This is a genomic window from Pectobacterium peruviense (assembly GCF_002847345.1).
Lineage (GTDB): Bacteria > Pseudomonadota > Gammaproteobacteria > Enterobacterales > Enterobacteriaceae > Pectobacterium > Pectobacterium peruviense.
In genome coordinates this window covers 204,157-224,546 of sequence record NZ_LXFV01000013.1, presented here as the reverse complement: position 1 = coordinate 224,546, position 20,390 = coordinate 204,157, and the positions used below count along the sequence as shown (strand labels likewise).

At 49.6% G+C, this 20,390-nt stretch carries 18 protein-coding genes; 9 read left to right on the top strand and 9 right to left on the bottom strand.

Annotated features, from left to right (window positions below; all coding sequences use genetic code 11):
- Window positions 1-2: 2 nt before the first annotated feature.
- The 3 genes from yidD to rpmH are packed head-to-tail and all read right to left on the bottom strand — an operon-like array spanning window position 3 to window position 742.
- Window positions 3-260, bottom strand: a complete 258-nt coding sequence (gene yidD, locus A0G03_RS12135; RefSeq protein WP_010281237.1) for a membrane protein insertion efficiency factor YidD — start codon at window positions 258-260, stop codon at window positions 3-5.
- The gene (gene rnpA, locus A0G03_RS12130) at window positions 224-583 is read right to left on the bottom strand and encodes a ribonuclease P protein component (RefSeq protein ID WP_071531164.1); all 360 of its coding nucleotides are present in this window, start codon (window positions 581-583) and stop codon (window positions 224-226) included. Before rnpA ends, yidD begins: the two co-directional genes overlap by 37 nt.
- Window positions 584-601: 18 nt before the next feature.
- Window positions 602-742 (bottom strand): 50S ribosomal protein L34, encoded by a 141-nt coding sequence (rpmH, locus tag A0G03_RS12125; protein WP_005976668.1) that lies wholly within the window; start codon window positions 740-742, stop codon window positions 602-604.
- A gap of 673 nt (window positions 743-1,415) precedes the next feature.
- Between rpmH and dnaA the strand changes: the two genes are divergently transcribed.
- The 4 genes from dnaA to gyrB all read left to right on the top strand — a co-directional run bounded on the left by dnaA (window position 1,416) and on the right by gyrB (window position 7,585).
- Entirely contained in the window at window positions 1,416-2,813 is a 1,398-nt protein-coding gene (gene dnaA / locus A0G03_RS12120; protein WP_048263340.1) for a chromosomal replication initiator protein DnaA, read from the top strand.
- A gap of 4 nt (window positions 2,814-2,817) precedes the next feature.
- Window positions 2,818-3,918 carry a DNA polymerase III subunit beta gene (dnaN, locus tag A0G03_RS12115; RefSeq protein ID WP_039307574.1) on the top strand — a complete coding sequence of 367 codons (1,101 nt, stop codon included), beginning with the start codon at window positions 2,818-2,820 and terminating at the stop codon, window positions 3,916-3,918.
- Window positions 3,919-4,063: 145 nt separating this feature from the next.
- The gene (gene recF / locus A0G03_RS12110) at window positions 4,064-5,149 is read left to right on the top strand and encodes a DNA replication/repair protein RecF (RefSeq protein ID WP_048263337.1); all 1,086 of its coding nucleotides are present in this window, start codon (window positions 4,064-4,066) and stop codon (window positions 5,147-5,149) included.
- A gap of 18 nt (window positions 5,150-5,167) precedes the next feature.
- Window positions 5,168-7,585, top strand: a complete 2,418-nt coding sequence (gyrB, locus tag A0G03_RS12105; RefSeq protein ID WP_048263335.1) for a DNA topoisomerase (ATP-hydrolyzing) subunit B — start codon at window positions 5,168-5,170, stop codon at window positions 7,583-7,585.
- A 169-nt stretch (window positions 7,586-7,754) separates the two neighbouring features.
- Here gyrB and A0G03_RS12100 read toward each other — a convergent pair whose 3' ends face one another.
- The 3 genes from A0G03_RS12100 to A0G03_RS12090 form a co-directional block, all read right to left on the bottom strand.
- Window positions 7,755-8,945: an MFS transporter gene (locus A0G03_RS12100; RefSeq protein ID WP_048263331.1), complete on the bottom strand. Its 1,191-nt coding sequence runs from the start codon at window positions 8,943-8,945 to the stop codon at window positions 7,755-7,757.
- Window positions 8,946-9,171: 226 nt separating this feature from the next.
- Window positions 9,172-11,175 (bottom strand): methyl-accepting chemotaxis protein, encoded by a 2,004-nt coding sequence (locus tag A0G03_RS12095; RefSeq protein ID WP_048263418.1) that lies wholly within the window; start codon window positions 11,173-11,175, stop codon window positions 9,172-9,174.
- Window positions 11,176-11,422: 247 nt separating this feature from the next.
- The gene (locus A0G03_RS12090; RefSeq protein WP_048263330.1) at window positions 11,423-12,436 is read right to left on the bottom strand and encodes a LacI family DNA-binding transcriptional regulator; all 1,014 of its coding nucleotides are present in this window, start codon (window positions 12,434-12,436) and stop codon (window positions 11,423-11,425) included.
- A gap of 210 nt (window positions 12,437-12,646) precedes the next feature.
- Here A0G03_RS12090 and A0G03_RS12085 point away from each other — a divergent pair, with 210 nt between their 5' ends.
- The 5 genes from A0G03_RS12085 to yidA all read left to right on the top strand — a co-directional run bounded on the left by A0G03_RS12085 (window position 12,647) and on the right by yidA (window position 17,061).
- Window positions 12,647-12,952, top strand: coding sequence for a PTS sugar transporter subunit IIB (locus tag A0G03_RS12085; RefSeq protein WP_048263327.1), 306 nt, complete (start codon window positions 12,647-12,649; stop codon window positions 12,950-12,952).
- 16 nt (window positions 12,953-12,968) lie between these two features.
- A complete protein-coding gene (locus A0G03_RS12080) occupies window positions 12,969-14,282 on the top strand; it encodes a PTS sugar transporter subunit IIC (RefSeq protein WP_048263323.1) in 1,314 nt (437 codons plus the stop codon).
- Window positions 14,272-14,613 carry a PTS lactose/cellobiose transporter subunit IIA gene (locus A0G03_RS12075; protein WP_048263320.1) on the top strand — a complete coding sequence of 114 codons (342 nt, stop codon included), beginning with the start codon at window positions 14,272-14,274 and terminating at the stop codon, window positions 14,611-14,613. Before A0G03_RS12080 ends, A0G03_RS12075 begins: the two co-directional genes overlap by 11 nt.
- Window positions 14,614-14,647: 34 nt before the next feature.
- A complete protein-coding gene (locus A0G03_RS12070; protein ID WP_048263317.1) occupies window positions 14,648-16,090 on the top strand; it encodes a 6-phospho-beta-glucosidase in 1,443 nt (480 codons plus the stop codon).
- A gap of 155 nt (window positions 16,091-16,245) precedes the next feature.
- Window positions 16,246-17,061: a sugar-phosphatase gene (gene yidA, locus A0G03_RS12065; RefSeq protein WP_048263313.1), complete on the top strand. Its 816-nt coding sequence runs from the start codon at window positions 16,246-16,248 to the stop codon at window positions 17,059-17,061.
- Between the two features lie 66 nt (window positions 17,062-17,127).
- On the opposite strand, the gene A0G03_RS12060 is transcribed toward yidA, so the two are convergent.
- Genes A0G03_RS12060 through A0G03_RS12050 form a run of 3 tightly spaced genes read right to left on the bottom strand, consistent with a single transcriptional unit; the run spans window position 17,128 to window position 20,275 of the window.
- Window positions 17,128-18,369 carry a type II restriction endonuclease gene (locus A0G03_RS12060; RefSeq protein ID WP_048263309.1) on the bottom strand — a complete coding sequence of 414 codons (1,242 nt, stop codon included), beginning with the start codon at window positions 18,367-18,369 and terminating at the stop codon, window positions 17,128-17,130.
- Window positions 18,362-18,835, bottom strand: a complete 474-nt coding sequence (locus A0G03_RS12055; protein WP_048263307.1) for a very short patch repair endonuclease — start codon at window positions 18,833-18,835, stop codon at window positions 18,362-18,364. Before A0G03_RS12055 ends, A0G03_RS12060 begins: the two co-directional genes overlap by 8 nt.
- A gap of 9 nt (window positions 18,836-18,844) precedes the next feature.
- Window positions 18,845-20,275, bottom strand: coding sequence for a DNA cytosine methyltransferase (locus tag A0G03_RS12050; protein ID WP_048263305.1), 1,431 nt, complete (start codon window positions 20,273-20,275; stop codon window positions 18,845-18,847).
- Window positions 20,276-20,390: the final 115 nt, after the last annotated feature.

The window sequence follows — 20,390 nt, the reverse complement described above, 5'->3', positions numbered from 1 at the left end:
CGTTAATGTTCTCTGTTATTGTCGGTTTTTGGCGGTACGGGATCATCACCACCAGGGTTCAAAGGATGGCATTTTAATACGCGTTTAAGCGTCAACCAACAGCCTTTTATCATGCCGAACCTGCGTATTGCTTCAATACCGTATTGCGAACACGTTGGCCGGAACCGGCAATGCGGTCCGAGTAACGGGCTGATAACGAGTTGATAACCGCGTATCAACCCGATCAGCAGTCGGGAGCCAAACGACAGTGCCGACGCCATAGTTTTTCCAATGCTTCCGTCAGAGTGCGGTTATCCAGTTCAGACACCCCCTTTTTCACCAGCACCACAAAATCCATTGAAGGCAATGAATGTTGATGCAGGCGAAAGCTTTCGCGCGTCAGGCGTTTAATCCGATTGCGTTCATGAGCACGTTTTACATGCTTTTTGGCGACGGTAAGACCGATGCGGGGATGCCCCAGCGAGTTCAGGCGGCCGAGGATGGTGATTTGCGGCGTGCCAGCCCGTTGTGGTTGCTGGAAGACGAAAGTGAAATGACTGGGAGTTAACAAACGTAACTCCCTGGGAAATGCTAGCTTAACCACTCGGTGGGTTAGCTTTTGTTACTTAGAAACAGACAGACGAGTACGGCCTTTCGCACGACGGCGGGCCAGAACTTGACGACCATTTTTGGTGGCCATACGAGCACGGAAACCATGGCTACGGTTACGCTTCAATACGGACGGTTGGAAAGTGCGTTTCATGGCGATTTCTACCTAAACTTGGATAATTATAACTTTACAGTAAACGCGTTTGGCTGTTCGGCGTGAAGATGACCGACGCCTCAATCGCATATCACAGCTATATAACGGAAAGAGGCAGGATTGTAATAATTGTACAGTCCTGAGTCAATTAACATCACACTTAACACGCCAGCTATTCCCATTATTTTTGGTATTTCTGCCTGGCAGAGCACAGAAAAGGCGTAGACGCGCGGGCAGGGAATTATACGGACTCTATTGCAAAGCGCAAGGATCCTTCAACGATCTGTCCCGCAAGATCATGATCGATGTCACCGTAACGATCGTGTCTCCGAGGGTATGCTTGGGTGCGCTTCATATAGGGTGGGTAAAATGTGCGCTAGCCGCCCCTCTGCCGTGTTGCAGGGAGTCACGATAAGAATAGCCTGTGGATAAAAAGGATCGAAACTGTACAGAAGGGGAAGATCTCTTTGGCGGATTAGGTTATGATCCGCGGTTCCGTTAGCGATCCTTTTGACGGGATCGTCGGAGTAAACCGCCGCGCTACGTGGTGTGTCTGCTGTCTGAATTGTGAATGAAACAATCGTGTATGACGCAGGCGCCAAAAAATCATGAGTCACATAAATAACGTCTTATTCTTTTCTTTTTGATCGTTCTTGTTCGAGTGGAGTCCGCCGTGTCACTTTCGCTTTGGCAGCAGTGTCTTGCCCGTTTGCAGGATGAGTTACCTGCCACAGAATTCAGTATGTGGATACGCCCGTTGCAGGCGGAGCTGAGTGATAACACTCTGGCGCTCTACGCTCCCAACCGCTTTGTGCTGGATTGGGTTCGTGATAAATACCTAAATAATATCAATGTCCTGCTGAATGATTTCTGCGGGATGGATGCCCCTTTACTGCGTTTTGAAGTGGGGAGCAAACCGCTGGTTCAGGCCATAAGCCAGCCCGCGCAGTCGCACCATAATCCTGTTAGCGTTGCACGACAACAGCCAGTACGCGCGGCACCGGTGCGCCCAAGTTGGGATAACTCGCCGGTACAGGCAGAGCATACCTATCGTTCCAATGTGAACCCGAAGCATACGTTTGATAACTTCGTTGAGGGTAAATCGAACCAGTTAGCCCGCGCAGCGGCACGTCAGGTGGCTGACAACCCAGGCGGCGCCTATAACCCGCTGTTTCTTTATGGCGGCACTGGCTTGGGTAAAACGCACCTGTTGCACGCAGTGGGGAACGGCATCATTGCCCGTAAACCTAACGCGAAGGTGGTCTACATGCACTCCGAGCGTTTCGTGCAAGATATGGTGAAGGCGTTGCAGAACAATGCGATTGAAGAGTTCAAACGCTACTACCGTTCTGTTGATGCACTGCTGATCGATGATATTCAATTCTTTGCTAATAAAGAGCGTTCGCAGGAAGAGTTCTTTCATACCTTTAACGCGCTGCTGGAAGGCAACCAGCAAATCATTCTGACGTCTGACCGCTACCCGAAAGAGATCAACGGTGTGGAAGATCGCCTGAAATCCCGATTCGGTTGGGGATTAACGGTCGCGATTGAACCGCCAGAGCTGGAAACCCGCGTGGCGATTCTGATGAAAAAGGCAGATGAAAATGACATTCGCCTGCCTGGTGAAGTCGCATTCTTTATTGCCAAACGCCTGCGTTCTAACGTGCGTGAGTTGGAAGGCGCACTGAACCGCGTTATCGCGAATGCCAATTTTACTGGCCGCTCGATCACCATTGATTTTGTGCGTGAGGCGCTGCGCGATCTGCTAGCGTTGCAGGAAAAACTGGTTACTATCGACAATATTCAAAAGACTGTGGCGGAATACTATAAAATAAAGGTAGCCGACCTGCTGTCTAAACGTCGTTCCCGCTCGGTGGCGCGTCCGCGCCAGATGGCGATGGCGTTGGCGAAAGAACTGACGAATCACAGCCTGCCGGAAATCGGCGATGCCTTTGGCGGGCGTGATCATACGACGGTGTTGCATGCCTGCCGCAAGATTGAGCAGTTGCGTGAAGAAAGCCACGACATCAAAGAAGATTTTTCCAATTTAATCAGAACTCTATCGTCATAACACTATGAAATTTATTGTTGAACGCGAACGTCTGTTAAAGCCATTACAACAGGTCAGCAGCCCGCTGGGCGGCCGACCGACTTTACCGATTCTGGGCAACCTGCTGATTCAGGTAACGGAAGGCGCGCTGTCGCTGACTGGTACCGATCTGGAAATGGAGATGGTGGCGAAAGTGGCGCTGACGCAGCCGCATGAGCCGGGTGCCACGACCGTCCCTGCCCGTAAACTGTTTGATATTTGCCGGGGTCTGCCGGAAGGCGCGGAAATCACCATCATGCTGGATGGCGATCGCATGCTAGTGCGTTCTGGCCGCAGCCGTTTTTCGCTGTCCACGTTACCCGCAGCGGATTTCCCTAACCTCGACGACTGGCAGAGCGACGTTGAATTCTCCTTGCCGCAGGCGACGATGAAGCGTTTGATTGAAGCGACGCAGTTTTCGATGGCGCATCAGGACGTTCGTTACTACCTCAACGGTATGTTGTTTGAAACCGAAGGTGAAGAGCTGCGCACGGTCGCGACCGATGGTCACCGTCTGGCGGTCTGTTCGATGCCGGTTGGACAATCTTTACCCTCACATTCGGTGATCGTGCCGCGTAAAGGTGTGATGGAGCTGGTGCGTCTGCTGGATGGTGGCGATACGCCGCTGCAGCTTCAAATCGGCAGTAACAACATCCGTGCGCATGTCGGTGATTTTATCTTCACATCGAAGCTGGTAGACGGTCGTTTCCCTGATTATCGCCGCGTATTGCCGAAGAACCCAGATAAAACGCTGGAAGCGAGCTGTGACTTGCTTAAACAGGCTTTCTCCCGTGCGGCGATTTTGTCGAATGAAAAATTCCGCGGTGTGCGTCTGCATCTGATTCAAAATCAGCTCAAAATTACGGCTAACAACCCAGAGCAGGAAGAAGCGGAAGAGATTCTGGATGTGCAGTATGACGGCACCGAGATGGAAATCGGCTTTAACGTCAGCTACGTATTGGATGTGCTGAACGCGCTGAAGTGCGAAGGTGTGCGTTTACTGCTGACTGATTCCGTTTCCAGCGTGCAGATTGAAGATAGCGCCAGCCGGGCGGCGGCCTATGTTGTCATGCCAATGCGGTTGTAGAATTATCGGGCTATTTTACTTGCCCATTTGCGATTGGGCAGTGCTCGCAATCCTCACGTACTCTGTGTACGCTCCGGTTGCTGTGCGCTGGCCGCACGCAACTGGCCTGCGACAATAACGCCCTCCCATATAAGATATCTGCAACATGGCCCTCACTCGTCTTCTCATTAAAGATTTCCGCAATATCGAAGCGGCCGATTTGGCGCTAGTTCCCGGCTTTAATTTTTTGGTCGGCGCCAACGGCAGCGGTAAAACCAGCGTGCTGGAAGCGATTTATACGCTAGGGCACGGGCGGGCGTTTCGTAGCATCCAAACTGGGCGGGTGATTCGTCACGACCAACCGGAATTTGTGTTGCATGGTCGGATTGACGGCACGGAAACAGAGCGCTCGGTTGGGTTAAGCAAAAACCGTCAGGGCGACAGTAAGGTGCGGATTGACGGCAGCGACGGCCATAAAGTCGCTGAGTTGGCGCAACTGTTACCAATACAGCTGATCACTCCTGAGGGATTTACCCTGCTCAACGGTGGACCGAAATTTCGGCGTGCCTTTCTTGATTGGGGTTGTTTCCATCATGAACCTGGTTTTCTTGTCGCTTGGAGCAACATGAAACGCCTGCTGCGCCAGCGAAATGCGGCGCTGCGTCAGGTGAGCCATTACGGGCAGCTTAGAGCCTGGGATCAAGAGTTGGTGCCGCTGGCTGAACGTATCAGCGAGTGGCGTGCGCAATACAGCGCCGCGATTGCGAATGATATCGCCGCGACCTGTACGCAATTTTTACCTGAATTTTCTCTCAGTTTCTCTTTCCAGCGTGGCTGGGATAAAGAAAGTGAGTATGCAGAACTGCTGGAACGGCAGTTCGAACGCGACCGTATGTTAGGTTATACGGCGCTGGGGCCGCATAAAGCCGACTTCCGCATCCGCGCCAGCGGCGTGGCAGTTGAGGATATGCTGTCCCGTGGCCAACTCAAGCTGCTGATGTGTGCGCTGAGGTTGGTTCAGGGTGAATTTCTCACCCGTCAGAATGGGCTACGCTGCCTGTATCTGATCGATGATTTTGCTTCCGAACTGGATAGTACCCGCCGCCGTTTGCTGGCTGAACGGTTAAAAGCCACCCATGCACAGGTATTTGTCAGTGCGGTTAGCGCTGAGCAGATAGAGGACATGATTGGTGAAAAGGGCAAGATGTTCCGCGTGGAACAGGGTAAAATAACGGTTCAATCACAGGACTAAAATGAGCGAGAAACGTTGATGTCGAATTCTTATGACTCCTCAAGTATCAAGGTATTGAAAGGGCTGGATGCGGTACGTAAACGCCCAGGTATGTATATCGGCGATACGGACGACGGTACCGGCCTGCATCACATGGTATTCGAGGTTGTGGACAACGCTATCGACGAAGCACTCGCTGGCTATTGTAAAGACATTATCATCACCATCCATGCCGATAACTCGGTGTCGGTGCAGGATGATGGCCGTGGTATTCCAACCGGCATTCATGAAGAAGAAGGGATCTCCGCTGCTGAAGTCATCATGACTGTGCTGCATGCGGGCGGTAAGTTCGATGATAACTCGTATAAAGTCTCCGGCGGCCTGCACGGCGTAGGGGTTTCCGTGGTTAACGCCCTGTCGGAAAAACTGAAGCTGGTTATCCACCGCGAAGGGAAACTTCACGAACAGACCTATAAACACGGCGTGGCGCAGGCTCCGCTGGCGGTCACGGGTGAAACCAACAGAACCGGTACGACGGTGCGTTTCTGGCCGAGCCACGAGACGTTCACCAACGTGGTGGAATTCGAGTATGAAATTCTGGCCAAGCGTCTGCGCGAGCTGTCGTTCCTGAACTCAGGTGTTTCTATCCGCTTGATCGACGAGCGCGAGAAAGATAAAGCCGATCATTACCATTATGATGGCGGTATCAAGGCGTTCGTTGATTACCTGAACCGCAACAAGACGCCAATCCACCCGAACGTGTTTTATTTCTCGACGATGAAAGATGACATCGGCGTGGAAGTGGCGTTGCAGTGGAACGATGGTTTCCAGGAAAACATTTACTGCTTTACCAACAACATTCCGCAGCGTGACGGTGGTACACACTTGGCCGGCTTCCGTGCCGCGATGACCCGTACGCTGAATACTTACATGGATAAAGAAGGCTACAGTAAGAAATCCAAAATCAGCGCGACCGGTGATGATGCGCGTGAAGGGCTGATTGCCGTAGTTTCCGTGAAAGTACCTGATCCGAAGTTCTCCTCACAGACCAAGGACAAGTTGGTTTCTTCTGAAGTAAAAACCGCTGTCGAATCGCTGGTGAACGAAAAGCTGGTGGATTACCTGATGGAGAATCCGTCAGACGCCAAAATCGTGGTCGGTAAAATTATTGATGCTGCACGTGCCCGTGAAGCGGCGCGTAAAGCGCGTGACATGACGCGTCGTAAAGGTGCGCTCGATCTGGCTGGTTTGCCGGGTAAACTGGCGGACTGTCAGGAACGCGACCCGGCGCTGTCTGAACTGTACCTGGTGGAAGGGGACTCAGCGGGCGGCTCTGCTAAGCAGGGACGTAACCGTAAGAACCAGGCGATTCTGCCGCTGAAGGGTAAAATCCTGAACGTTGAGAAGGCGCGTTTTGACAAGATGCTTTCCTCGCAGGAAGTGGCGACGCTGATCACCGCGCTGGGCTGCGGCATTGGCCGTGATGAGTACAACCCAGACAAACTTCGTTATCACAGCATCATCATCATGACCGATGCTGACGTCGATGGTTCGCACATCCGTACTCTGCTATTGACCTTCTTCTATCGTCAACTGCCTGAAATTGTTGAGCGTGGCCACGTTTATATCGCGCAGCCGCCGCTATACAAGGTGAAAAAAGGCAAGCAGGAACAGTACATCAAAGATGATGAAGCGATGGATCAGTACCAGATTATGCTGGCACTGGACGGCGCGACGCTGCACACCAATGCACAGGCACCAGCGCTGGCGGGTGAACCGCTGGAGAAACTGGTTTCTGAACATTACGCTGTGCAGAAGCTGATTGGTCGTATGGGACGTCGCTTCCCGCGTGCGTTTTTAAACTGTCTGATCTATCAGCCTACGTTGTTTGAAGCTGATTTGGGTGAGCGTGAAAAAGTGCAGGCGTGGGCGGAATCGCTGGTTAGCAGCCTGAACGCAAACGAAGTGCACGGCAGCACCTACAGCTTTGTGGTTCACCACGATGAAGAGCGCGGCGTATTTGAACCGGCACTGCGCGTGCGTACGCACGGTGTGGATACCGATTATCCGTTGGGTGCGGGCTTTGTGGCGGGTGGTGAATATCGCAAGCTGAATCAGCTGGGCGAAAAACTACGTGGCTTGATTGAAGAAGATGCGTACATCGAGCGTGGTGAACGTCGTCAACCGGTTGCCAGCTTTGAGCAGGCGCTGGAATGGCTGGTGAAAGAGTCCCGCCGTGGTCTGACCGTGCAGCGTTATAAAGGTCTGGGTGAAATGAACCCAGATCAGCTGTGGGAAACCACGATGGACCCAACCAGCCGCCGCATGCTGCGTGTGACGGTGAAAGACGCCATTGCTGCCGATGAGCTGTTTACGACTCTGATGGGTGATGCCGTTGAACCGCGTCGTGCGTTTATCGAAGAGAACGCCCTGAAAGCGATGAACATCGATATCTGATTCGGTCTACGTTGTTATCGTTATCTGAGCCAGCTCCCTGCGGAGCTGGCTTTTTTATGGCGAGCTTCCTGCCCGCCACCCTTTGGGCCGTCGCGAGCGACGTTGAAAAACGTTCCCTACGTTTTTTTATGATGAATGTTCCGCTTGCTGCAACGTTGAAAACGCTTTATCAGGCCAACGCACGGCGTTTGGCGCTGCGCATTTCCTGTAGCAGCGTGATGAAAGCAGTGATCAGCATAAAGATGACGGCAGACCAGAAAATGGCGCGAGGGTGACCGTTATCCAGCATCCAACCAAACAGCACTGGCCCCGCGGCTCCGCCCAGATTAAATCCCGTGGAAACAATACCAAACACCCGTCCTTCCGCTCCCGGTGGTGAGGCGGCACGTACCAGCATATCCCGGGACGGCGCGATCATACCGGAGAGGAAGCCCGCGGCAGCTAGCAAAGGCACTAGCACGATGGTCGGTAAGGAATACATGGCAACGATACTGACCAGCACGGCGGTGAGAGCCAGCGCCGCTGTCGCCACTAGCCCGTGGCGTTTGGTTTTATCTGCCAGTGAACCGCCAGCCAATACGCCAAAGGCGCTAGCGAACAAAAAGGCGGTAAGCGCCACGTTAGCCTGTGAAAGCGACAAATCGTAGCCTGTGACTAACGCCGTAACCGAGAAATTCTGGATCGAGCCCGTACTTAAATTTAGCAACAGGAACAAAATCAGCAGTGCCAAAATTGGCAACGTGAAAACAGGTGCGCGCGATTTGCCCGGCTGGGCACTCGTTGCCGCCTGCGCTTTCAACCGGCTGGGTTCATCACGATCCGTCAGAAGCAGTGGGATCGTCAGCAAACCGATGATGCCAGAAATGATGAATGCGCTGCTGATACCAGAAAAAGCGGCAACGGACAGTAAAATTCCGGGGGCGATGGCCGTGCCCAGAAAGCCGGAGAACGTATGCACCGAGAACGCGCGACCCATGCGTTTTTCATCAATTCCGCGCGACAGTAAGGCATAGTCCGCCGGATGATAAACCGCGTTCGCCACCCCAGCGAGCCCCATCGCAGCGATTAACCAGGTATAGCTTTCTGAAAACCCTAGCGAAAGAAAACAAAGGCTTCCAAGCGCTAAACCCGCGGTTAACGTGCGGCGTGCGCCGATGCGGTCCACCATAAAACCAATCGGCGTCTGCACGCAGGCAGAGACAATGTTGAATACGCTGAGCGCAAACCCGAGCTCGACAAAGCTGATATCGCGCTGGGCTGACAGCAGCGGAATGAGTGCAGGCAGCACCATCATATGGAAGTGGCTCACCAGATGTGCCGATGATATTTGCGCCAGTAGCGGTAGTCTTATGAGTTTCATATTATCTTTGCAGCTTACGGGTCTGTAGATTTTATTATCGTGGGAGCTGGCGCAGGAACAGGCAGTCACTCACAGACAAAGGGATCATAAGGTTAGCATACTACTGGTTTCATTCATGTCTAACTGAAGCCAACGTCACATTCGTTTGAGGATTGCTGTCCGCGCTGGGAATAACTCACAGGCTGTTGCCAACCTGTGAGGGGCTATTGGTTGTGAAATACGTTGATTAAGAGAGCTTGAAGACCAGTACTGTTTGCGCGAGCTGTCTGGCCTGTTCTTCCAGCGACGCAGCGGCAGCGGTCGCTTCCTGCACTAATGCCGCGTTCTGCTGGGTGACGCCGTCCATCTCGTGAACGGCCTGCGTGACCTGACTGATTCCGCGCGATTGTTCATCCGACGCGGAGACGATCTCATCCATGATGTCTTTTACCGAGGTTACGGCATGCAGCATGTCCTGCATGGTTGAGCCTGCACTCTGAACCAGTGTGACGCCGCTGTTGACGCGGCTGGCGGACTCCGTAATCAGCGCGGTGATGTCTTTTACGGCACTGGCGCTACGCTGCGCGAGATTACGCACCTCGTTGGCAACAACCGCGAAACCACGACCTTGTTCACCCGCTCTGGCCGCTTCCACCGCCGCGTTGAGGGCCAGAATATTGGTCTGGAACGCGATGCTGCTGATGATGCTGGTAATGTCGGCAATCTTCTTCGAACTGTCGTCGATCTCACTCATGATGTGAACAACCTGACCGACTATCTTGTCGCCTTTCTGAGCGATGTGCGCGGCATTCTGCGCCAGTGTTGTCGCGTTATGGGCGTTATCCGCATTCTGTTTCACCGTTGCCGTAATCTGTTCCATGCTGGCAGCAGTTTCTTCCAGCGCCGCGGCCTGTTGTTCGGTGCGAGAAGCCAAATCGATGTTGCCTGCCGCAATTTCCGTCGCACCATGGCTGACGGATTCGCTGGTTCTAATCAACTGCTCGGCGATATCTCTCAACTGCGTCTGCATGGCGTTCATGGCGTAAAAAATACTGCTGTCGTCTTTCGGCTGTACGGGGATAGTCTGCGTTAAGTTCCCTTGCGCAACGGACAGGGCGATCTGCGCGGCCTGAGCTGGCTCCCCACCGATAGGACGGGCAACCTTGCGGTTAAAGATAATACCCAGCACGCTGGAAACCACCACGATACTCAGCACCATAAGCAGTAGCGCCATGTTGCGCTGCTGTACGGTTTCCGCCATCACCACATTGACGGGGGCGGACAGGCCGAGCATCCAGGGCGTACCGGTATTGCCGATGGTGACCGGCACATACACGTTAAACGCCGGCGTGTTCAGCACGGCATTGTCACGTTCAATCTGATAGGGCTGACCAGTGGTGACATGCTCAAGTAGTGTCGGATCGTTTTCAATTTTTTTGGTCACCCGAGCTTTGTCGGGATGAGAAATATAAGCGCCAGTATGTGACAACAGCTGCGCGTAGCCCGTGCCTTGATAGGGTTTGATGTTGTTGGTGAGCTGTTGCAGCGTATCTAGCGAAAAATCGGCGGTAACGGAGCCGTAAAATTTGTTGTTGATGATGATAGGCACGGCAATGGAGGTCAGTAGTACATCGACGCCGTTGTAAGGGTAGCTATACGGTTCCAGAATGACTTCTTTCTGGAGCTTCTTCGGCAGCAGATAGTAGTCGCCGCTGCCGGGCGTTTCATAATCCACCAAATTATGCAGAGCAACATTGCCAGCGGTATCGCGGTCGACATAGCGGACAAAGCGACCTTGCGGGTCCTGATCGGGTTGGCTAGCGTACTCCCGATCTTTGCCGTCAAACGCATCAGGCTCCCATGCCAGCGACATGGAAAGGAAATCAGGGTGACTCTTCAGCGCATTCTTCAGCAGCGTCTCTGCGGTTTTTCGGTCGGCGTTACCCGCTTCTTGCAGGCTGACAACGCTTTGCACCAGATTACGTGCCGCATGGAGTGCGACATCCAGCTTCTGCTGAATGAGGTAGCTATTGGTATACGCCGTTTGCTCAAGATACTGCTGGGCGATGGCCTTTTGTTGCTGACCAGATTGCCAGATCAACAGACCGATAGTGACAATAAAACCGAGTGCGATGGTGGTGATGCCAGCGAGTAACATCAGCGTACGTGTGCTGAGCTTTTTTTTGAGCGTTGTTGGTGAGGAGTGAATCGGTAGATTGCTGTGGTTAACCGGTAACAGTGTTGTAGACATATGCATAATATCCCCTGGGATATAAGCGCCGATAGGCGCCTTTTTCATAAAATAATCAATCGATTGTCTTCCTTTCTGTTTTTGGGTCATTCCCTTGCGCGACTCGTCATTTTTTGTGATGTAAGTCACAAATAAATTATCGGCGGGAAACCGTATGTCTTTAGGCTATTCACGAAAACGTCATAAAGCGGAATGGTGTCGCAAATCGGTGTCGTGTGGGATCACACCACACCGAATGGGTGAGGGATTAGGCGGCGGGGCCTTTGCTGACGGAATCGCGGATCATCAACTCGCCTTTGAAGGCAGGTGCAGGCACGACGGTTTCCCCCTCCAGCCGACACAGCAGTTTCTCGAGGGTATAGTTGATCATCTCGGCGACAGGCACATGCACGGTAGTGAGCGGTGGGTAGAACCACGAGGCCATCGGTAAATCGTCGAACCCCAGTAGCGAGACATCTTGTGGAATCGCGAGGCCGTGTTCACGCAGCGCTTTTGCCGCGCCGATCGCCATATCGTCATTGCTGGCGACCAGCGCGCTGAATGTGGTCGATCGCTCAAGCAGGGCTTTTGCCGCCGTGTAACCACTGTCATGGGTCCAGTCACCTGACGCAACTAACCTGTCATTATAGGGAATCCCGTTGTCCGCTAGCGCCTGTCGGTAACCTGCCAATCGGCTTGTGCCAGTGGGGGAGTTCGACGATCCGCAGATAAACGCGATATCACGGTGACCCTGCGTAATCAGGTAATTGACGGCATCATGGCAGTGCTGCTGATGATCGGCGCAGATACCGTTATCACCGTGCTGATGCAGTGTGCGGTTCACGACCATGATCGGCTGCTCATGTTGTTCGATAATACTTTCCAGCGCCTCGATAGACAGAAAGCGCGGATAGATAATGACGGCATCGCAGCGTAAATCGAGCAGGAACTGGATCGCTTCCCGTTCTTCTTCCGCGCTGTGCTTGCCATCCGCCATGATGAGCTGCCGTCCGTATTTTTCCGTCATGGTTGCCGTTTGGAACAGCAATTCGCTGAAATAAGGGCCGCTGTATAGCGTATTGGTCACGACCAAACCAATAATTTGCGATTTGCTGGTGGCGAGTTGGCGCGCCAGCAGGTTGGGTCGGTAGCCAATCTCTTCAATTGCCTGAAATACCCGATCCCGAGTGGTTTTACTGACGTAGTTATTCCCTGTCAGCACGCGTGATACGGTGGCCTTGGATACACCGGCTTTTTTCGCTACATCGAGCATGGTTACCATCGTACTTCCCGTTCTCCTGTACTGCCTGATGTCGTCATTATAGGGAAAAATCCTTCTTTTTTATCACCAATAACAAGTGTAGGGATAAAAATATTCCCCGATTGCGCTATTTATGATCGCCTTCAAAAAACAGTAAAAACAATATGAAACCGGTTGCATATTATTTTATGTCTTGCTTGAATAATAAGAAAACGGACGGTGAGGTGCAGTATGAATAAGATTTTACTCTGTTGCGCAGCAGGAATGTCTACCAGCATGCTGGTACAGCGGATGGAAAAGGTCGCCGAGAAAAATGCGATCGCTGTTGAGATAAAAGCCGTAGGTTTTGAAGAGTTTAATGAACTGATTGATGAGTACGATTGCTGCCTGTTGGGGCCGCAGATTAAATATAAACTGCCTGAATTCAAAGCAATAGCCGACGAAAAAGGGAAGCCAATTGCAGTCATTAATATGGTTGATTACGGCATGATGAATGGGGAAAAAGTCCTCAATGATGCCTTGGCGATGATCAATTAGTGTAACGGGAGGAATAATGAGTAAATTAAGCGAGTCATTATTCAGCGTTATCGAAAACCGTATTAGTCCGATTGCAGCAAAGCTCTCCAGCCAACGCCATGTTGTGGCAATTAAGGATGGATTCATTGCATCCATGCCTTTTTTAATTGTCGGTTCTTTTATGATGTTATTCGCCCATCCGCCTTTTAGCCCGAATAGTGAATGGGCTTTCGCACAGTGGTGGCTGGGAATGGTGGAACGCCACGGCGAACAGATCATGATGCCCTACAATATGACGATGGGCATTATGGCGGTGTATATCACCAGCGCCATCGCTTATAACCTGGCACAGAGCTATAAAATGAACGGTTTTATGGCGGCCAGTCTGGCGCTGATGTCGTTTATGGTCGTTGCAGCGCCACAAATCGACAAAAGCCTGCCAGTTGGGTCGCTGGGTGGCGAGGGGATTTTTACCGCGATTATCGTGGCCATCTATTCGACGGAGCTGATGCATTTTTTGCAGAAGCGCAATATTGGCATTCGCCTGCCGGAACAGGTGCCGCCGAAAATTCGCCAATCCTTCGATTTACTCATCCCGATCCTTGCCATCTTCCTGACGCTGTTCCCACTTAGCCTGTTTATGCAGAGCCAGTTCGGCATGCTGTTACCGCAGGCGATTATGGCGATGTTTGCGCCGATTATCTCAGCATCTGACTCGCTCCCCGCCATCCTGATCGCGGTGCTGCTCTGTCACCTGCTGTGGTTTGCCGGGATTCACGGTGCCGTTATTGTCGGCGGCATTTTGCAGGCGTTCTGGCTGACTAATTTAGGGATCAATCAGGAAGCGTTTAACACAGGTGCACCGATCACCAAAATCTTCATCGAACCCTTCTGGCAATTCTTCATTACGGTGGGCGGCTCGGGTGCGACCATGGGGCTGGTCTTTCTCTATCTGCGCAGCCGTTCTGCCCATTTGCGCTCCATCGGCAAGCTGGCCGTGGTGCCGAGTATGTTCAACATCAACGAGCCAGTGATTTTTGGTTCACCCGTCGTGATGAACCCGCTGTTGTTTATTCCGTTTATTACCGCGCCGTTGGTGAACGCCACTCTTGCTTATATTGCGTTAAAAACCGATTTGGTACACCGCGTGATCTCTCTTGCACCTTGGACGACGCCGGGGCCGATTGGTGCTGCCTGGTCTACGGGATGGGACTGGCGGGCGGTGGTGCTGGTGGGGGTACTGATTATCGTGTCGTCCTTAATCTATTACCCCTTCTTCAAAATGTATGAACGTCAGCTGATTACACAGGAAGTGGGTACAGCAGAGGAGGCAGTAAGTGATGCTCGATGAAACCACGGTAATGGAACTGATTATCTATGCGGGAGAAGCGCGCTCAAGCTCGATGGAAGCGTTGAGCGCTGCCAGAAAATACGATTGGGACAAAGTTGAGGAACTGCTGAACATGGCTTCAGTGGCGGCGCGCAAAGCCCATCAAATTCAGACGGCTTTGATCGGTGCTGATGAAGGCAGCGGAAAAATCCCGGTCAATCTGATTCTGGTTCACGCACAAGATCACCTGATGAACGCGATGTTATGCCGTGAGCTGGTGGAGGAGCTGATTCAGCTGCATCGGGAAATCGCCTCCCTGAAACAATCTATCAATGAAACCGTTTGTAAATGAACAACATGTAAACTTGAAATGAGAAGGAAATGAGATGTCTATTGAACAATTACCGAAAGACTTTCTGTGGGGCGGCGCGGTAGCGGCGCATCAAGTTGAAGGTGGTTGGGATCAAGGCGGCAAAGGCGTCAGCATTTGTGATGTCCTGTCCGGCGGTGCGCACGGCGTTGATCGTGTGATTACTGATGGCGTACAGCCTGGTGTCAGTTATCCAAACCATCAGGCGGTGGAGTTTTATTCCCACTATAAGCAGGATATCGCCCTGTTCGCCGAAATGGGCTTTAAATGCTTCCGTACCTCGATTGCCTGGACGCGTATTTTCCCCAATGGCGATGAGCTGGAACCGAATGAAGCGGGTCTGCAATTCTATGACGACCTGTTCGATGAACTGCTGAAATACAACATTGAGCCAGTGATTACGCTGTCTCACTTTGAGATGCCGCATCATCTGGTGAAGCAGTACGGCGGCTGGTTGAACCGCAAAGTGGTGGATTTCTTTGTTCGCTACAGCGAAGTGGTCATGAAGCGTTATCAATCTAAAGTGAAATACTGGATGACCTTCAATGAGATCAATAACCAGCGCAACTGGCAGTATCCGCTGTTTGGCTATTGCTGTTCCGGCGTGATTTTTACCGATCACGACAAGCCAGAGCAGGCGATGTACCAAACGCTGCACCACCAGTTTGTTGCCAGTGCGAAAGTGGTGAAGCTGGGTCATGAGATTAATCCGGATTTCAAAATTGGCTGCATGCTGGCTCTGGTGCCGCTCTATCCGTGGTCATGCCACCCGGATGACGTGATGTTTGCGCAGGAAGCTATGCGTGAACGCCACCTGTTCGGTGATGTGCAACTGCGTGGTTACTATCCGTCTTACATCCTGAAAGAGTGGGCGCGTAAAGGCTATCAGATTGATATGCAGCCGGAAGATGAACAGACGCTGCGCGAGGGTTGCACGGATTATCTGGGCTTCAGCTACTACATGAGCAACGCGGTGCAACTGGCGGCGAAAGGTCGGAAAACGGAAGACGCGATCGCAGGTTTTGACGGCGGCGTGAAAAACCCGCATGTGAAAGCATCGGAATGGGGCTGGCAGATCGACCCAGTTGGCCTGCGCTATACCCTGAACAGCTTCTACGAGCGTTATCAGAAGCCGATGTTCATTGTCGAAAACGGCTTTGGTGCGGTGGATAAGGTGGAAGCCGATGGCAGCATTAATGACGATTACCGCATTGAGTACCTCAAAGCGCATATCGATCAGATGAAGAAAGCTGTTGTAGAGGATGGCGTGGAGCTGATGGGCTACACCCCGTGGGGCTGCATCGACTGCGTGTCGTTCACCACCGGCCAGTACAGCAAACGCTACGGTTTCATCTACGTGGATAAACACGATGACGGCACCGGCACGTTCAATCGCTCGAAGAAAAAGAGCTTTGACTGGTATAAGAAGGTGATCTCCAGCAACGGTGCCGAGCTATAACGGCGATTGAAGGAAACATTTTTCACAGAGCCGTGCTTAACCGCACGGCTTTTTATGTTGCGTGTCATATGCCTGTCACCCTGCCGTATTTCACTAACGACTTCATCGCTGAATCGCGTTAGCATGAAAACAGATAACTTGATGCTGGAAAAACTATGTCTGTAAAACTGATCGCTATTGATATGGACGGGACGTTACTGACGCCCCAAAATCAAATTTCACCTGCGGTAAAAGCCGCGATTGCTGCCGCCAGAGAGAAAGGTGTGCAGGTCGTGCTGGCAACCGGCCGCCCCTACATCGGCGTTGAACGCTACCTGATGGAGCTGGATTTGCAGCAGGAAGGCTGTTACTGCATCACCAACAACGGTGCGCTAGTGCAGCGTACGGTCAACGGTGACTGTGTGGCGCAAACCGCGCTGAGCTTCGACGATTATCTCTATTTCGAAGCGCTGGCCTGCAAATTGGGCATCCATTTCCACGCGCTGGACTTCAATTTCGTCTATACCGCCAATAAAGACATCAGCCCTTACACCATCCATGAATCTCACCTGACCGGGATGCCGTTGAAGTATCGTGCGGTAGAGGAAATGGATCGCAGCCTGACGTTCCCGAAAGTGATGATGATTGATGAGCCAGAGATCTTGGATCGCGCCATCAGCCAACTGCCACCGGAAGCGTTTGAACGCTACACCATCATGAAGAGCGCCGAATACTATCTGGAAATTCTGGATAAGCGCGTGAACAAAGGTGAAGGCGTGAAGATGCTGGCGGAGCACCTCAATATCCCACGCGAAAGCGTCATGACTCTGGGCGACCAGCAGAACGATCTGGCGATGATTCGCTATGCGGGAATCGGCGTCGCGATGGGCAACGCTATCGATGAAGTGAAAGAAGCCAGCCAGTTCGTCACCAAATCCAACATGGAAGACGGCGTCGCCTACGCGATCGAGAAATTCGTGCTGAATGCTTAGAGGTGATAAGAATATCGAAGAACTATAAGGCTACTTTTAACGTAGCCTTATAGGGTAGTTATTATTTCAATTCATTGCTTGAATGTTTTTTATTTCAGCAATGAAATCTACAACACTTTGCAAATCGCTAATGAATGACACTGGATATATTGACTGAACAGAATAAGGAACAACTAACTGAAGTGATTTATTCTTCATTTCTGTTAACTGTTGCTCACTAATTCCTGGTTGTATAGTAATTAGATGCTTACGTCCGATCTTATCTCCTTCGGCCAGAACTTGTCTCCATCTATCCTTGCATGTCGTTTTAGCGCCAAGCAGTCTTAGTTTTTCTTTGGGGAAAAATGGATCATGGTAAGCAGAAAAATCAGGAAAGAGAAAGTCTGGTTTAGATTTATTTTCAGTCGTATTTTTTGACGAACCTTGCTGAAATTTTAACCCATGCAGACTAAATAAATAGTTCAAATGGTTTTCAAACGCAAAGCCAACACGGGACTTGCGTCTATTTTGTACACTTAGGGAAAAATCAATAAAATCATCAACATTATTGCCATTTTCACCAAATCCCTGAGCAAGTTTTTTAGCTACTTCAAAACGTTCGTATGTTCTGAACAATTTTTCTTCTTGCTCCAGCCATAACATTAAGGTTTCATCAGGCTCATATAATGGTTCTCCTGGCATTTTCTCCCTTGCTAAAAAAGAGAATTCTTTTGATTTTGGAAAACCATCAGGAAAACGTCTCAGCAATATTTCGAGTAAGTTATCATTCTTGCTTTCTGATTCTTCAAGCTCTATTCCCAAATCTTCAAATAGCATTCTTACTGGAAGAATAAGAGACTTTCCTTCGATAGACGATTGAGAAAATTCATTACTGATATTATTAATTCCAAATAAATTTTTTAGCTGGAATTCTATAGCAGAACCTGACGGAGTAATAATTATTAACAAATCCTCGTTAATTTTTTTTATAATAAGAAAGAAATCCCCTTCATTCATCATTGAAGATACGGGATTGGTTTTATAATACATTCTATATTCTGGATTTCTATTCTTTTGATTATGGCGGGTATCGTACCATGTTAGCGTATCCTCATAAGAAATGGGATCGCTTTCTTCACCTGATATATAAATAAGGTTAGCATTAAATAATATCTTTTCACCATTTTTTGGAACGGGAAGGTATCGGGAAAATCCTGCTTTTACTAACCCACCAATTTCGTGCTGATTAGATTTTTTAGAATCAACATCGACGGCAGAAAGGTATTTAGCAACAGCGACTTCAAAATGGTTAGATAATTTTTCAAGCATATTTATTATGTATCCCTTTAGTATCTATTTCTACTGAGCCACTTCCAGCACAAATCCATTCTTCTATCCTTTCTGATAGATCTTGAAAAGATAGTCTTTGTTTACCTTTTATAGCACATTCCCAAATAATCATAATATGCCAGTTTTCATTATTGAGTTCTTTGTATATATTATTATCTCTGGTAACATTTTTTCCAATTTTCTCCATCCAAAATTCAGTTCTAGTTTCTGGAATTTTGAAAAGATAACACTCATGATGATGCCAAAAACATCCATGCGTAAAGATAATTTTTTTATACTCATCAATAACAAAGTCAGGTCTTCCAGGTAAATCTTTTACCTGTTTTCGAAACTTTAAGCCTAAGTCCTCAAGGATTTTTTCCAGTTTAACTTCAATGGCTGTATCACAGTTGCGGATCGCCTTCATATTTTTACTACGAATCGCGGGGTTATGAACATCAGCCATTTTTATACCTTACGCGACTTTTTTGCTGTTTTTTGACTTAATTGCATTAGCAATATAAGGCTTTAGCAGTTTTGCAACAGCTGCAAAGACAGGAACAACGACAGAATTCCCAAATTGCCGATATGCTTGGGTATCTGATACAGGGATACAGAATGATTTTTCACCAGGAGACTCGAATCCCATTAAGCGAGCACACTCACGAGGAGTTAACCTTCTTGGTCTATTTTCCAGATTTTTTTCATTATCGAAATCTTTTTCTCCTAGCTCCCGATCCCATCCACGGTCTATCAGTATTTCTGAGCCATCTTTGTGGTAACGAGCTGACAAAGTTCGGGCGACACTATCTGGATTACCAGGTGATACCAAGCCAAACCCAAACCCATTTCCCTTGGCCTGATGTTTTTTTGCGTAATTATATAAATATTTCCACAAAGTCGGAGTAAGGATATATTTTTTATCAACATTTCCGTCGAGTAACTCTTTGATAGTTAATTTTTTATCTGGAAAGAATTTGTTAATTTCTTTCAGATAAAATCCTTTGTGAATGTTGAGATCACGTCTAAATCCCACAAGAACAATGCGTTCTCTATGTTGAGGTAAGAAGTTCTTACCATCAATAACTTTAGGATCATGCGCTCCTGAATGTTCAGCGTCAGCAACCACATATCCCAGTTCATCCAGTGTTTGCATGATGACCCGAAATGTTTTTCCCTTATCATGGCTTTTCAGGTTTTTCACATTTTCTAATAAGAAAATAGGCGGTTTTTTGGCCGCAATAATTCTTGCAACATCAAAGAATAAAGTCCCTTGTGTGTCACATTCAAACCCATGGGCACGGCCTAAAGCATTTTTCTTTGATACACCAGCAAGCGAAAAAGGCTGGCAAGGGAAACCCGCCAGCAATACATCATGGTCTGGGATTTCTCTATCTATGTTTTCATATGCTTCTTTTTCACTGACTGAAGAAGCATTACTTAGTGTAATGTCTCTGATATCAGAGTTAAAAATATGACTTTTGGGGTCACAGTACCAATTCGCTTTGTAAGTTCTGGCTGCATTTTTGTCCCATTCACTGGTAAAAATACATTGCCCGCCAATATCTTCAAATCCTTTTCTTATCCCGCCTATACCAGCAAATAGATCGATAAATTGGAACGAATAGTTAGGATGGTGGGCAGGGGGGGATGGGAGCAAACTGTTAAGCATTTTTACTTCCAGATCGGTCAGTGGCTTTTGTGGCATTTTCCCGTTCAGCCAGCGATTGAGAGTTTCACGAGTCCATTCACTGTGACTAATAGCACGAAGCGCTTCAGAGACATGTTTTTGATCATAAATATCAACAAGTTTTTTGACCAGGTCTTTATCTTCCTTTCTTTTCTGAAGCTGATCTTGCTCATTATCTTTAATTAATTTTTGTGCAATCAGTTCAACATTTTTCATTTTCAACACCATTTAAAAGGGAGATACTAGTGACAGGGTATCACTAAATGGCTCCATTATGAATGAAAAGTTTAAAGAAAATTACATAATGGTTGAAACTAGCTTTGCGCCTTAA

Excerpts from the sequence above, each read along its gene's own strand:
- yidD (WP_010281237.1), bottom strand. The coding sequence starts at position 260 with ATGGCGTCGGCACTGTCGTTTGGCTCCCGACTGCTGATCGGGTTGATA.
- rpmH (WP_005976668.1), bottom strand. The coding sequence starts at position 742 with ATGAAACGCACTTTCCAACCGTCCGTATTGAAGCGTAACCGTAGCCAT.
- dnaN (WP_039307574.1), top strand. The coding sequence starts at position 2,818 with ATGAAATTTATTGTTGAACGCGAACGTCTGTTAAAGCCATTACAACAG.
- recF (WP_048263337.1), top strand. The coding sequence starts at position 4,064 with ATGGCCCTCACTCGTCTTCTCATTAAAGATTTCCGCAATATCGAAGCG.
- gyrB (WP_048263335.1), top strand. The coding sequence starts at position 5,168 with ATGTCGAATTCTTATGACTCCTCAAGTATCAAGGTATTGAAAGGGCTG.
- A0G03_RS12100 (WP_048263331.1), bottom strand. The coding sequence starts at position 8,945 with ATGAAACTCATAAGACTACCGCTACTGGCGCAAATATCATCGGCACAT.
- A0G03_RS12095 (WP_048263418.1), bottom strand. The coding sequence starts at position 11,175 with ATGTCTACAACACTGTTACCGGTTAACCACAGCAATCTACCGATTCAC.
- A0G03_RS12090 (WP_048263330.1), bottom strand. The coding sequence starts at position 12,436 with ATGGTAACCATGCTCGATGTAGCGAAAAAAGCCGGTGTATCCAAGGCC.
- A0G03_RS12085 (WP_048263327.1), top strand. The coding sequence starts at position 12,647 with ATGAATAAGATTTTACTCTGTTGCGCAGCAGGAATGTCTACCAGCATG.
- A0G03_RS12080 (WP_048263323.1), top strand. The coding sequence starts at position 12,969 with ATGAGTAAATTAAGCGAGTCATTATTCAGCGTTATCGAAAACCGTATT.
- A0G03_RS12075 (WP_048263320.1), top strand. The coding sequence starts at position 14,272 with ATGCTCGATGAAACCACGGTAATGGAACTGATTATCTATGCGGGAGAA.
- A0G03_RS12070 (WP_048263317.1), top strand. The coding sequence starts at position 14,648 with ATGTCTATTGAACAATTACCGAAAGACTTTCTGTGGGGCGGCGCGGTA.
- yidA (WP_048263313.1), top strand. The coding sequence starts at position 16,246 with ATGTCTGTAAAACTGATCGCTATTGATATGGACGGGACGTTACTGACG.
- A0G03_RS12060 (WP_048263309.1), bottom strand. The coding sequence starts at position 18,369 with ATGCTTGAAAAATTATCTAACCATTTTGAAGTCGCTGTTGCTAAATAC.
- A0G03_RS12055 (WP_048263307.1), bottom strand. The coding sequence starts at position 18,835 with ATGGCTGATGTTCATAACCCCGCGATTCGTAGTAAAAATATGAAGGCG.
- A0G03_RS12050 (WP_048263305.1), bottom strand. The coding sequence starts at position 20,275 with ATGAAAAATGTTGAACTGATTGCACAAAAATTAATTAAAGATAATGAG.